This is a genomic window from Corticibacter populi, assembly GCF_004217315.1.
Classification (GTDB): Bacteria; Pseudomonadota; Gammaproteobacteria; order Burkholderiales; family Burkholderiaceae_C; genus Lampropedia; species Lampropedia populi.
Genome location: NZ_SGWR01000002.1, coordinates 530,169 through 543,066, shown reverse-complemented (window position 1 = coordinate 543,066; position 12,898 = coordinate 530,169). Strand labels below are relative to the sequence as shown.

The following is a 12,898-nucleotide window of genomic DNA, read 5'->3' as shown; positions in this document are numbered from 1 at the left end:
CGCAGGCTCTCAGCGCCTTGAGGCGGTGTGTCCGGCCTCTTCGAACTGCTTGACGCGGCGCAGCGTCGGGAATTGCCTCATCCAGAGGCCTGCCACCACCAGCGTGCAGATGCCGCCGAGCACTGCGGCGGGCATGGCGCCGACCCAGCTGGCGCTGGTGCCTGCACGGAATTCGCCCAGCTCATTGGAAGAGCTGACGAACAGCATGTTGACGGCATTGACGCGGCCGCGCATGCCGTCGGGCGTGGAGAACTGCACCAGGGCCGAGCGGATGTACATGCTGACCATGTCGGCGGCACCCGCCACCAGCAGGCAGGCGAAGGACAGCCAGAACCAGCTCGAGAACGCGAACACCAGATTGGCTAGGCCGAAGACCAGCACGGCGATGAACATGGTGATGCCGACGTTTTGGTTGAACGGGCGGCGGCTCAGGTAGAGGCCGGCGGCGATTTCGCCAAAGCCGATGGCGCTGCGCAAGAGGCCCAGCCCCTCGGGGCCGACCTGCAGCACCTCATTGGCGTAGATCGGCAACAGTGCCACCACGCCGCCGAGCAGCACGGCGAAAAGGTCCAGCGAGATGCTGCCGAGCACGATGGGGTGCGCGCGGATGAAGCGCACGCCTTCGCCAAAGCGCTGCCACATGTGACGCAGATCGCCGGAGGTGTGCGCCGATGCGGTGGTGGCGCGGTATGTTGGCACCAGCGGCAGCAGCACCAGCGCCAGGCTGAAGCTGGCCAGGCAGACGCCATAGGTCAGCGAGCCGCCGCCGAGCTTGTAGAGCAGGCCGCCGATGATGGGACCTCCAATGGTGGCGGCGCGCATCAGCATGCTGTTGGTGGCCAGGGCCTGTGCCAGTTGCTCGCGCGGCACGATTTGCGGCAGCAGGCTTTGCAGTGCCGGGCCGGTGAAGGCACGCCCGCAGCCGAACAGCACCAGTACCGCGTACACCCAGACGATGCCATGCTGCGGGTGCAGGGCCAGCCACAGCAGCAGGGCGCTGCAGATTCCCTCGACCACCCAGCTCAGCGCCAGCACGGTCTTGCGGTTGAAGCGGTCGATCCAGTCGCCGGCAGGCACCAGCAACAGCAGCATGGGGATGAACTGGGCCAGCCCGACATAGGCCAGCGCCATCGGGTCGCGGGTGATGTCGTAGACCTGCCAGGCCACCACCACGGCCTGCATCTGCATGGCCAGTACTGCCGCCAGACGTGCCAGCACGAAGGCGGCGAAGCCGGGCACCCGGAGCACGCCGGCACGCTGTGTGGAGGTCGGGGAGGAGGGCACGGTGTTCGGAGATGCGCACAGCCTGGGCGCTGGGGGCCGCCACCGTCCGTGTCGGCAGGCGCCGTCATGCGCGCGAGGCTTTATGTGGCTGCCGTTGCCTTCTTGCCTTCAAGAGGCCTTGAGCAGCGCGGCGACCTTTTTCTTGGGCTTGATGTTGCCTGAGCGGCGCTGGGTTGCGGCGGCGGGGCGGGTGTCGATCTCCCAGTGGGCGGTGGCGGCCTCATCGGCGCTTGGCTCGTAGGGCTTGTCGAAGAAGGGGTCGCGGGCACTGGCCTGCGCCGGACGGCGGTAGGCGGTGCGGTCGTCGTTGCGGCGGCTGCGGGTGTCGCGCTCACGGTTTTCGCGGCTGTCGGTCTTGCCGGCCCGATTCTCGCGTGCCTCACGCTCGTGGCCTTCCCCCGCTGGCGCACGGCTGTCGCGTTGTGGAGCATCGCCCTGGGCATTGGCGCTGCGGCGTTCGGGGCGACCGCCGCGCTCGAGCGGGAGGGACTGGGGCTCGACCGGCTTGCCGATCAGTTTGCTGATTTCGCGCAACTGCCGCTCGTCGTGGGGGGTGGCCAGCGTGATGGCCAGGCCCGATGCGCCGCCCCGGCCGGTGCGGCCGATGCGGTGCACATAGTCCTCGGCATGGAAGGGCACGTCGAAGTTGACCACGGCCGGCACGTCCTTGATGTCCAGGCCGCGCGCAGCGACGTCGGTGCAGATCAGCAGGTCGACCTCGCCGACCTTGAAGGCCTCGAGCGCCTTGAGGCGCTCGTCCTGGCTCTTGTCGCCATGCAGCGCAGCGGTGCGCACGCCATCGCGTTCGAGCGAGCGGGCCAGCCGCGCGCAACCGAGCCGGCTGTTGACGAACACGAAGGCCTGCTGGTCGCCATACTGGCGGAAAAGCTGCAGCAGCGCGCGGCGCTTGTCGTCCTCGCCGACCTGGTAGAAGGTCTGCTCGATGGATGAGGCCGTGGCGTTGGGCCGGGCCACCTCGATCAGTACGGGGTTCTGCAGGTAGCTCTCGGCCAGGCGTTTGATTTCGGCAGAGAAAGTGGCCGAGAAAAGCAGTGTGGTGCGCTTTTGCGGCAGGTGCGCGAGGATGCGCTGCAGATCGGGCAGGAAGCCGATGTCGAGCATGCGGTCAGCCTCGTCGAGCACCACGTATTCGACCTGGCCCAGCGAGACGGATTTGGCCTCCAGGTGATCGAGCAGGCGGCCGGGCGTGGCCACCAGGATTTCCACACCCTTCTTCAGTTCGGCAACTTGCGGCTTCATGTCCATGCCGCCAAAGACTACGGCACTGCGCAGCTTGGTGTGCTTGGCGAACTGCGCGACCTGGCCGGCAACCTGGTCGGCCAGCTCACGTGTCGGCAGCAGCACCAGCGCACGCACCGGATGGCGCGCCGGCGACATCGAGGCGTTCTCGTGTCCGAGCATGCGCTGCAGCAGCGGCAGCGTGAAGGCTGCGGTCTTGCCGGTGCCGGTCTGCGCCGCACCCATGACGTCCTGGCCAGCGAGCACCACCGGAATGGCCTGCTCCTGAATGGGGGTCATGTCCACGAAGCCCATGTCGGCGATGGCATGCTGGATGGGCTCGGCCAGCAGAAGGGTAGAGAATTGTTTGCTCATGAACCCGGCATTGTGGCACTGCTGCGGAAAATATGCCGAAAAACCGCGCCCCAGCCATGGCTGCCGGGCCTTCGCACCGGGTTCACTGGCGGGTTTGATGATTTCCCGCAACAGTTGGCGCCGCATGCGGACAGCGCCGCAGGGAGTTGGCGAGGCGGTATCATCGAACACATGGGCTGTCTGTCTGCGTGCCGCCTGTGCCAGCTGCGGACAGGTGGGGGCGGCCTTTGCTTCACATGCGGCCCATCATTGAGCGCCCGCCGTTCACATTTCCTGCCATCCATCGTCAATCACCATGTGTCAGCTACTCGGAATGAACGCCAAGACGCCCACGGATCTGACTTTCAGCTTCACGGGGTTCGCGCAGCGCGCCGGCAAGACGGGCGATCACGTCGATGGCTGGGGCATCGCCTTCTTCGAGGAGCATGGCGTGCGGCACTTCGTCGACCATGACAGCGCCATCCGTTCGCCGATCGCGGAGGTGATCCGCAATTATCCGATCAAGAGCACCAACGTCATTGCCCACATCCGCAAGGCCACGCAAGGGGTGGTGAGCCTGCCCAACTGCCATCCCTTCGTGCGCGAGCTGTGGGGCAATTACTGGGTGTTCGCGCACAACGGTGATCTCAAGGACTACAAGCCCCGACTGCACGGCCATTTCCACCCGGTCGGCACGACCGACAGCGAGCACGCCTTCTGCTGGATCATGCAGGAGTTGTGCAAGTCGCACGTGGGGGTGCCCAGCATCCGCGAGATGACGCTGACGCTACGCGAGCTGGCTGCGCGCATTTCCCCGTACGGCACCTTCAACTTCCTGCTCTCCAATGGCGATGCGCTGTGGGCGCATGCCACCACCAGCCTGTTCTACCTGGAGCGCCAATGGCCTTTCTCGCGGGCCACGCTCAGCGACGAGGACCTGAGCATCGACTTCTCCGAGCGCAATGGCCGCGATGACCAGACGGCCATCGTGGTGACGGCACCGCTGACGCAGGATGAGCATTGGACTCCCTTTGCCAGCGGCGAGCTCAAGGTCTTCGTCGATGGCGTACACCAGAACCTTTGAGGCCGCCCGCTGCAGCCCATCGCAATGACCCTCACCGAACTGAAATACATCATTGCCGTTGCGCGCGAGCGGCATTTCGGGCGCGCTGCCGAGGCCTGCTTCGTCTCGCAGCCCACGCTGTCGGTGGCCGTCAAGAAGCTCGAGGACGAACTGGGCATCAAGCTCTTCGAGCGCAGCTCGGGCGAGGTCACCGTCACGCCGCTGGGTGCGAAGGTTGTGGCGCAGGCGCAGAACGTGCTCGATCAGGCGCATCTGCTGCGCGAGATCGCGCAAAGCGGCAACGATCCGCTCGACGGCCCGCTGCGCCTGGGTGTGATCTATACCATCGGCCCTTATCTGCTGCCGCAACTGGTGCGCAACGTCATCGAGCGCACCCCGCAGATGCCGCTGCTGCTGCAGGAGAATTTCACGCAGCGCCTGCTGGAGATGCTGCGCCTGGGCGAGCTCGACTGCGCCATCCTGGCCGAGCCGTTCCCCGACACCAACCTCGCTGTGGCGCCGCTCTACGAGGAACCCTTTCTCGCTGCCGTGCCCAGCAGCAGCGCGCTGGCCGCGCGCAGCTCGATCTCCACCTCGGAACTCAAGAATCAGACCATGCTGTTGCTGGGCACGGGTCATTGCTTTCGCGATCACGTGCTGCAGGTCTGCCCGGAGTTCGCGCGCTTTTCCGACAGCAGCGAGGGCATCCAGAAGTCCTTCGAGGGTTCGTCGCTGGAGACCATCAAGCACATGGTGGCCTCCGGCATGGGGGTGACACTGGTGCCGCGGCTGGCGGTGCCCGACGAACTGGTGCCCGACAGCCATCCCGATGGTGGCCTGCCTGCTTCCTCGCAGCCGGGCAACGAGCCGCACATCCGCTACCTGCACATCATCGATGACGGCCGGCACGCCGCGCCCGCGCGCCGGGTGGTGCTGGTCTGGCGCCGCAGCTTCACCCGCTACGAGGCCATCGCCGCGCTGCGCAACGCCATCTATGCCTGCGACCTGCGCGGCGTGAAGTGGCTGACCGAGACATAGGCCGCCACGGCGCAATCCCACCGGCGCCGATGCTGTCTATCGGCACCATGCAAAAGATCAACTGGCAGAATGGCCAGGCAGTCCCCACAATGAAGAAACGGCACACCGCAAACAGGTTCGAGGGCGGTGTGCCCGGGTTCGAATCGAACCAGACGAACCTGATATCTGCATTGACACATTCACATTGAAAGGGAGTTCACCATGTCCAGAACCACCAAGACAACCAGGACCGGCAAAGCGGCCAAGGCCGTCAGGATCGCCCCGACCGCCGCCCTCACCGACAAGGGCGCGCCATCCATCAACATCGGCATTGCCGCCAAGGACCGCGAAGCCATTGCACAGGGCCTGTCGCGTCTGCTGGCCGACACCTATACGCTGTACCTGACCACGCACAATTTCCACTGGAATGTCACCGGGCCGATGTTCAACACCTTGCACACCATGTTCGAGACCCAGTACACCGAACTGTGGAATGCCGTCGATCCGATCGCCGAGCGCATCCGTTCGCTGGGCCATTTCGCACCCGGCTCGTATGCCGAGTTCGGTCGCCTGACCTCGCTGGACGACGTGCCGCAGCAGCCGCCCGCCGCGCTGGAGATGGTGCGCATCCTCGTCAAGGGCCACGAAGCCGTGGCCCGCACGGCGCGCGAGCTGTTCCCGCTGGCCGACCAGGCCAGCGACGAGCCCACCGCCGACCTGCTGACGCAGCGCCTGGCGGTGCACGAACAGACCGCGTGGATGCTTCGTTCCTTGCTGGTTGAGCAGTGAAGCTGGCGGCTTCACCCCGAAATCAGCCCCAAAGTCATCACAAACAGGAGTACCGCATGCCTTATCAGAATGTCCTGGAGACCATCGGCCGCACGCCACACATCCGCATCAACCGTCTGTTCGGCCCCGATGCCCAGGTGTGGGTCAAGTCCGAGCGGGCCAATCCGGGTGGTTCCATCAAGGACCGCATCGCCCTGGCCATGGTCGAGGCCGCGGAGCAAAGCGGCGAGCTCCAGCCCGGCGGCACCATCATCGAGCCGACGTCCGGCAACACCGGCGTTGGCCTGGCGATGGTGGCGGCTGTCAAGGGCTACAAGCTCATTCTGGTGATGCCCGAGAGCATGTCGATCGAGCGGCGGCGCCTCTTCCTGGCCTATGGTGCGCGTTTCGACCTCACGCCCAAGGAGAAGGGCATGAAGGGCGCGATCGCCCGTGCCGAGGAACTCAAGGCACAGACGCCCGGTGCCTGGATCGCCCAGCAGTTCGAGAACCCGGCCAACATCGCTGTGCACGAGAACACCACGGCGCAGGAAATCCTGCAGGACTTTCCCGAAGGACTCGACGCCATCATCACCGGCGTGGGCACTGGCGGGCACCTGACGGGTGTGGCGCGCGTGCTCAAGGCGAAGTGGCCTGCGCTGAAGGTGTTTGCCGTGGAGCCGGCGGCTTCCCCGGTGATATCCGGCGGCCAGCCATCACCGCACCCGATCCAGGGCATTGGCGCCGGCTTCGTGCCGAAGAACCTCGACACCAGCGTGCTCGACGGCGTGATTCAGGTCGAGGCCGAGGCCGCGAAGGAATACGCGCGCCGCAGCGCGACGGAGGAAGGCCTGCTGGTGGGCATTTCCTCGGGAGCCACGCTGGCGGCCATCGCCCAGCAACTGCCCAAGCTGCCTGCTGGCACGCGTGTGCTGGGTTTCAACTACGACACGGGTGAACGCTACCTCTCGGTCGAGGGATTCTTGCCGACGGCCTGATCCCCGGCCTCGTTTCCACCGCCAGCCACTGCCTGTGCCATCTGCGCGGCAGTGGCTTTTTTGTGGCTGGTCGGGAGCGGTTGCCCGGCCCCTTTCTGCAAAAATGCATCATATTATTGATATTGATCTATCAATATGATCTAATCCACGCTTCGATTTCAGTGACATGCAAGGAGAAGCACCGTGGGAATCTCGTCGGCACAATGGAAACAGGGCTTTTTGACGGTAGCCTGCGCAATGGCTCTGGCAGCCTGTGGTGGTGGCAGCAGTGATGTCGAGGACATCACGGCACCTGTAGACGACACGGGCGAGGAACATGACGACGGCCATGGCCACATCGAGACGGCCGGCCGTCTCGTGGTACTGGAGCAAGACAGCGCGCAGGTGCATGTGGTGGAGCTCGATGACGGCAGCGTGCTGACGAGTTTCGCCGCGGACAACGCACCCTCTGCCATCTATGCGAGCCCTGAGGGGCGCTATGCGCTGCTGTTCCAGCGGACGCAGAATCAGGTGCAATTCATCGACGGTGGCATCTGGCTGGAGCAGCATGGCGACCACACGCACGACTACCAGGAAGCGCCTGCCCTGCTGAACCTGCGCTTGAGCGGCGTGCGGCCAACCCACTATTCGGCGCACGATGGTTTGGGCGCCGTCTTCTTCGATGGCGATGCAAGCAGCGCGGCCAATGCGTCCTTCACCCTGCTCAGTGATGCGAGCATCGGCAGTGGCCAGGCGGCATTGGCCAGCCAGGCGCTGCGCACGCCCATGCATGGCGCGGCAGAGCCGAGGGGCGACTGGGTGATCAGCAGTTGGCGTGCCGCCGATGGCAACGCGCCGACGCAGGTGGAGCTGTATCACCTGCATGGCGATCATTTCCACGACGAAGGTGTTCTGGATGTGGCCTGCCCGGGTTTGCATGGCAGCCATTCCAATTCCAGCTACACGGTCTTTGGCTGTGAAGACGGTGTGCTGGTGGTGCACCAGGCAGGCGAGAGTCTCACCGCCAGCAAGATCGGGCATGGCCAGCGCATCAGCACCATCATCGGCAATGAACACTTGGCCACTTTCGTCGGGTTGGGCAGCGGCGGTGCCGTCTTCGAGATCGATCCGGCTGCTGCCAGCATCACGGCGATCAACTGGGCCGAGGGACGCACCCATCGCGCCCACGCGCTCGATGCCGAGGGCGAGAACCTGTTGCTGCTCGATGAGCAGGGTGATCTGCACATTCTTGCCACCGCCGACTGGAGCAAGCGTGCCGAGATCGACGCGGCCATCGCCGACATGCCTGCGGCTGCGCCCTATCCGGCCTTTGCGGCCAGTGGCGCGCAGGACAAGGTCTGGCTGAGCGATCCGCAGGGCCAGAAGCTGCATCTCATCCATATGGCCGACGCCGAGCTCGAAGGCAGCATTCCGCTCAACTTCAAGCCCACCGGTGTGGTGTGGTTGGGCATGGCCGCGCACGAACACGAAGACGAGCACGAACACTGACGCAGCCCTTGTGCCAGCGCGCACGACCCGTGTGGCGCCATGCGTCCGCCTTCCCGACCTGATCCTTCCCCTGATCCGTTGATTCGTTCAATACCATGAAGCCACGCATCCGATGCCATCCCTTGGCCCTCACCTGTGCGATCGCCTGTGCCGTACCTGCCGGCACTTCCTGGGCGCAGCAGGCCGAGGCCGTGTCCCCCCGAACGCCCGAACTGTCCGAAGTCCGCGTCACGGGCAGCGTGCTGGATGTGCCACTGGAAGAATCGGCCACGCCGGTGGAACTGCTCGATGCGCAGGATCTGCTGCAGCGCCGTGCCGCCACGCTGGGCGAGACGCTCGAAGGCCTGCCCGGCGTGCGCAACAACAACTATGGTGCCGGAGCCGGACGGCCGGTGATTCGCGGTGCCGATGGTGCGCGGGTGCGCATCCTCTCGGATGGCAGCGAGGTGCAGGATGCCTCCACTTCCAGTCCTGACCATGCAGTGGCCATCGAGCCGATGCTGGCGAGCGAGGTGGAGATCCTGCGCGGGCCGTCCACCTTGCTGTATGGCGGCGGCATCACCGGCGGGCTCGTCAATGTGCGCGATGCCCGCGTGCCCACCGCGATTCCCGCCAAGGGCGCCGAAGGCAGCGTGGAGCTGCGCAAGGACACGGCCGCCAGGGAAGGCGTGGGCCTGTTCTCGCTCACCGGTGGCAGCGGCCCCATCGCGTTGCATGTCGAGGGCCTCAAGCGCTCGGCACAGGATTACCGCGTCGGCAGCGGCTGGAGCGAGGAACGCGTCGATGGCTCCTTCAACCGCACCTGGTACGGCAGCGTGGGGGCGTCGTTCATCCATGAGCGCGGCTACCTGGGCGTGGCCTACAGCCGTTTGCGCAGCAAGTACGGCCTGCCCGGCCACAGCCACGAATACGAGGACTGCCACCTGCATGGCAACGCACTGCATTGCGGCGAGGACGATGCAGGCGACACCTCCGGCGATTGCCACTGGCATGGCACCGAACTGCATTGCACCGACGAACATGGCCATGAAGAGGAAGTTGCGCTGGTGGATATGGACACCCGGCGCTGGGACATCCGCGGTGAGTGGCGCGATCCGCTGCCGGGCTTTGCGCGGGCGCGCCTGCGCGCGGGCATCACCGATTACCGCCATGACGAAATCGATCACGGCGAGATCGGCACCACCTTCAAGAACCAGGCGCACGATGCCCGCCTGGAACTGGAGCACCAACGCATCGCGCTCGGGGCCGGGCAGTTGCGTGGCCTCGTCGGCGCGCAGCACAGCCGGCGCGAATTCAGCGCCACCGGTGAGGAAGCCTATGTCGAGCCCACCGACACGAAGAACCGCGCCGTTTTCGCGCTGGAGGAATATCGCCTGGGCGACTGGCGCCTCGAGCTGAGCGGCCGTTATGAATGGCAGAGCATCTTCCTGAACGGCAGCACCCGGCGCGGCACCGTCAGGCACCGCATGGGCTCGGTATCGGCAGGCGCGAGCTGGAACTTCACACCCGGCCACGTGCTGGCCGTCAGTGCCTCGCGGTCGGAGCGCGCGCCCACCGCAGAGGAACTGTTCGCCAGTGGCATCCACCTGGCGTCCAACACCTGGGAGCGGGGCAACGCGGATCTTTCTGCCGAGCGGTCGAACAACATCGACATCAGCCTGCGCAAGACCAGCGGTGCCACCCGTTATGAGCTGACGGCGTTCTACAACCGCATCAGCAACTACATCTACGCCAGCACGACGGATCGCCACGAGAGCTTCCGCCTGATCGACTACCGTCAGCGCGACGCCAGCTTCAAGGGCCTGGAGGCGCGCATCAGCCACCAGCTCACCAGCCAGTGGCGCGTTGGTGTGTTCGGTGATGCCGTGCGCGCCAGTTTCACCGATGGCGGAAAGGTGCCGCGCATCCCGTCGCACCGGCTTGGGCTGGATGTCGCCTGGCACGCGGGGCCCTGGACGGCTGGCGCCGAGTGGTACCGGAGCTTTGCGCAGAACCGCATTGCCGACCATGAAACCCGCACCCCGGCCTACGACATGCTGAACCTGCAGATGGCCTGGCAGGGCCGGCTCGATTCCGGCCAAGGCTATGAACTCTATGCACGCCTGGGCAATGCGCTCGACAAGCTCGCCTTCAACCACAGTTCCTTCGTCAAGGATGCCTCGCCGCTGCGGGGGCGCAACCTGATGGTGGGCGTCAAGTTCGATTTCTGATCCTTTCATCCATCTTCAAGGAGACCCACACCATGCAAGTACTCTCATCGCTCAAGGAAGCCAAGAATCGCAGCCGCGACTGCCAGGTGGTGCGCCGCCGCGGCCGCATCTACGTGATCTGCAAATCCAACCCGCGCTTCAATGCGCGCCAGGGAGGCGCCAAGAACAAGCGCAAGGGCCGGTAAAGCCTTGCCGATCGGTCTCGCCATCGGTCTTGCCGCAGCGGTACTGATCGCTGCCCCGCCTGGCAAAGCCACAGTCAACAAGGTTCCAAAGGGAAGGCAATACAGGCCATGACAGAGGCGCAGGAGTTTGCCGGGCCGGATGGGGACATCGCCCGTCTGGATGCGGTGATCGTCGGTGCCGGCGCGGCCGGCATCGGCATGGCGCTGGCCCTCGCCAAGCTGCCGGGGCTGCGCTATGGCGTGCTCGAGCGGGATCGCATCGGCGAGTCGTTCCGGCGCTGGCCGGTGCAGACGCGGCTGATCACGCCCTCTTTTCACAGCAACCCGTTCGGGCTGGCGGATCTGAACGCCGTCAACGAACTGAGTTCGCCCGCCATTTTCGCCGGTGCCGAGCACCTCAGCGGCGAGCAGTATGCGAACTATCTGGCGTTCATTGCCAAGGCGCATGTGCTGCCCATCGCCAGCGGCTGCGGGGTGCGGCAGGTCGAGGCCCTGCCCGCCGGCGGCTTTACGCTGCAGACCGAGAAGGGCCTGCTGCAGACCCGCCATCTGATCTGGGCCACCGGCGAATACCAGTTTCCTGACCTCCAGCCATTCCCCGGTGCCGAGCATTGTCCGCACTACGCGCAGGTGACGAGCTGGGACGATGTCGCGGCCGCTGCCTGCACCGTCATCGGTGGTTATGAAAGCGGTGTGGATGCCGCCGTGAACCTGGTGCGGCTGGGCCGCCGCGTACGTTTGCTGGCGCGCAAGCCGAGCTGGGATCCGGATGGTCCCTACGACCCCAGCCTGTCGCTCTCGCCCTACAGCCGCGAGCGCCTCTATGCGGCCATGGACAGCGGGCGGCTGGAGATCGTCTTCGGTGCGGACGTGGTGAAGGTGGTGCGCGGCAGCGTCGGCAACTGGCGCATCCGTGCTGCCGATGGCCGCCACTGGGAGACGGCGCAGCCGCCCGTCCTGGGCACCGGGTTTCTCAAGGGCGGCGGCGCGCGGCAGATCGCCGACCTCTGGGATTGGGACGAGGAGGGCCGCATCCGCCTGGGCGCCAGCGATGAATCGACACGCGCGCCCGGGCTGTTTCTGGTCGGACCGCAGGTGCGCCACGACCAGCGCATCTATTGCTTCATCTACAAGTTCCGCCAGCGCTTCGGCCTGGTTGCCCGCGCCATTGCCGAGCGCCAGGGGCTCGAGGCCACTGCGCTGCAGGGCAGCGGCGGCGCCTGGGGGCCGTTCGGCAACAGTGACTGCTGCGAGGGCTGCGAATGCTGATGCGGCTGGCGGGGAACTGGCCGGGGCTGCGGCGTTGCATGGCTGCTGGGGGCATCTCCGTGCTGCTGCTGGCGGCCATCGCGGTGGGTGCGGCCATCGGCCATGTCCTTCCGCAGCAAGGTGCCTGGCTGGGTGAGCAGGTCGATCTCACCTTGCTGCTGCTGATCGGGTTGCTGTTCTTCGGTGTGCGTTTCGATGCCCTCGCGCGTGCGCTCGGGCACCTGCGCTTCATCGCGCTGGCGCTGCTGGCCAACTTCGTGCTGGTGCCCTGCATCGGCTGGGGCATCGCCCGCGCCATCCTCCCCGACCATCCGCTTTTCATGGTCGGATTGGTGATTTACTTCATGTCGCCCTGCACCGACTGGTTCCTGGGCTTCACCCGGCTGGCCCGGGGCAATGTGGCGCTGGGCACGGCGTTGATCCCCATCAACATGGTGCTGCAGCTGCTGCTTTATCCGCTCTACCTGCACCTCGTGACGCGCCATGTCGTGCCGGTCGACGGCGGCGTGATCGGTACCACCCTGTTGCAGTGGTTCCTGCTGCCGCTGGCGGTGGCCATGACCGCGCACCAGGCGCTGCGTGCGCTGCTGGGGCCGGCGTGCTTCGAGCGGCTGCTGGCCCGGGTGGACGCCGTCACGCCCTGGGTGATTGCGCTGCTGGTGGCGGAAATCTTCGCTGCCAACGTCGAGACGCTGCTGGCGCAACGCGGCATGCTCGGCTGGCTGTTGCTGGCGGTGCTTCTGTTCTTCATCGCCACCTTCATGCTGGGCGAGCTGCTCGGCCGGCTGGCGCATCTGGAACACCCGGAGCATGCATTGCTGACCATGACGATGGCGGCACGCAACGCGCCGCTGATGCTGGCCGTGACCATGGCGGCGCTGCCTGGGCAGCCGCTGGTGCATGCCGCCATCATCATCGGCATGCTGCTGGAGTTCCCGCACCTGACGCTGCTGCGTCATCTGTTGCTGCGCGATCCGGCGCGTTGCCTGCGACCCGCTGCAGCCGGTTGACGGGACTGTGCTC

The 12,898-nt window shown here is 65.8% G+C and carries 11 protein-coding genes; 9 read left to right on the top strand and 2 right to left on the bottom strand.

Annotation, left to right across the window (positions count from 1 at the left end):
• Window positions 1–9 precede the first annotated feature (9 nt).
• Complete coding sequence (locus EV687_RS08615; protein WP_423201075.1) at window positions 10–1,284, bottom strand: MFS transporter; 1,275 nt, start codon at window positions 1,282–1,284, stop codon at window positions 10–12.
• 108 nt (window positions 1,285–1,392) lie between these two features.
• The gene (locus EV687_RS08610) at window positions 1,393–2,898 is read right to left on the bottom strand and encodes a DEAD/DEAH box helicase (RefSeq protein WP_122231854.1); all 1,506 of its coding nucleotides are present in this window, start codon (window positions 2,896–2,898) and stop codon (window positions 1,393–1,395) included.
• 295 nt (window positions 2,899–3,193) lie between these two features.
• On the opposite strand from EV687_RS08610, the gene EV687_RS08605 reads away from it, so the two are divergent.
• The 9 genes from EV687_RS08605 (at window position 3,194) to EV687_RS08565 (ending at window position 12,885) form a co-directional block, all read left to right on the top strand.
• Window positions 3,194–3,961, top strand: coding sequence for a class II glutamine amidotransferase (locus tag EV687_RS08605; RefSeq protein ID WP_122231758.1), 768 nt, complete (start codon window positions 3,194–3,196; stop codon window positions 3,959–3,961).
• Window positions 3,962–3,985: 24 nt separating this feature from the next.
• The gene (locus EV687_RS08600) at window positions 3,986–4,978 is read left to right on the top strand and encodes a LysR substrate-binding domain-containing protein (protein WP_122231757.1); all 993 of its coding nucleotides are present in this window, start codon (window positions 3,986–3,988) and stop codon (window positions 4,976–4,978) included.
• A gap of 201 nt (window positions 4,979–5,179) precedes the next feature.
• Complete coding sequence (locus tag EV687_RS08595; protein ID WP_122231756.1) at window positions 5,180–5,746, top strand: Dps family protein; 567 nt, start codon at window positions 5,180–5,182, stop codon at window positions 5,744–5,746.
• 56 nt (window positions 5,747–5,802) lie between these two features.
• Window positions 5,803–6,723, top strand: coding sequence for a cysteine synthase A (cysK, locus tag EV687_RS08590; protein WP_122231755.1), 921 nt, complete (start codon window positions 5,803–5,805; stop codon window positions 6,721–6,723).
• A 237-nt stretch (window positions 6,724–6,960) separates the two neighbouring features.
• Window positions 6,961–8,211 carry a hypothetical protein gene (locus EV687_RS08585; protein ID WP_122231754.1) on the top strand — a complete coding sequence of 417 codons (1,251 nt, stop codon included), beginning with the start codon at window positions 6,961–6,963 and terminating at the stop codon, window positions 8,209–8,211.
• Window positions 8,212–8,402: 191 nt separating this feature from the next.
• On the top strand, window positions 8,403–10,421 hold the full coding sequence (locus EV687_RS08580; protein ID WP_242612548.1) for a TonB-dependent receptor domain-containing protein: 2,019 nt from the start codon (window positions 8,403–8,405) through the stop codon (window positions 10,419–10,421).
• Window positions 10,422–10,453: 32 nt separating this feature from the next.
• A complete protein-coding gene (gene ykgO, locus EV687_RS08575; RefSeq protein ID WP_122231752.1) occupies window positions 10,454–10,606 on the top strand; it encodes a type B 50S ribosomal protein L36 in 153 nt (50 codons plus the stop codon).
• A 108-nt stretch (window positions 10,607–10,714) separates the two neighbouring features.
• Complete coding sequence (locus tag EV687_RS08570; RefSeq protein ID WP_122231751.1) at window positions 10,715–11,875, top strand: NAD(P)/FAD-dependent oxidoreductase; 1,161 nt, start codon at window positions 10,715–10,717, stop codon at window positions 11,873–11,875.
• Between the two features lie 38 nt (window positions 11,876–11,913).
• Window positions 11,914–12,885, top strand: a complete 972-nt coding sequence (locus tag EV687_RS08565) for an arsenic resistance protein (protein WP_122231853.1) — start codon at window positions 11,914–11,916, stop codon at window positions 12,883–12,885.
• Window positions 12,886–12,898 lie beyond the last annotated feature (13 nt).

Bases quoted from the DNA above. Each gene is read 5' to 3' on its own strand.
- EV687_RS08610 (WP_122231854.1), bottom strand. From the start codon at position 2,898: ATGAGCAAACAATTCTCTACCCTTCTGCTGGCCGAGCCCATCCAGCAT.
- EV687_RS08605 (WP_122231758.1), top strand. From the start codon at position 3,194: ATGTGTCAGCTACTCGGAATGAACGCCAAGACGCCCACGGATCTGACT.
- EV687_RS08600 (WP_122231757.1), top strand. From the start codon at position 3,986: ATGACCCTCACCGAACTGAAATACATCATTGCCGTTGCGCGCGAGCGG.
- EV687_RS08595 (WP_122231756.1), top strand. From the start codon at position 5,180: ATGTCCAGAACCACCAAGACAACCAGGACCGGCAAAGCGGCCAAGGCC.
- cysK (WP_122231755.1), top strand. From the start codon at position 5,803: ATGCCTTATCAGAATGTCCTGGAGACCATCGGCCGCACGCCACACATC.
- EV687_RS08585 (WP_122231754.1), top strand. From the start codon at position 6,961: ATGGCTCTGGCAGCCTGTGGTGGTGGCAGCAGTGATGTCGAGGACATC.
- ykgO (WP_122231752.1), top strand. From the start codon at position 10,454: ATGCAAGTACTCTCATCGCTCAAGGAAGCCAAGAATCGCAGCCGCGAC.
- EV687_RS08570 (WP_122231751.1), top strand. From the start codon at position 10,715: ATGACAGAGGCGCAGGAGTTTGCCGGGCCGGATGGGGACATCGCCCGT.
- EV687_RS08565 (WP_122231853.1), top strand. From the start codon at position 11,914: ATGGCTGCTGGGGGCATCTCCGTGCTGCTGCTGGCGGCCATCGCGGTG.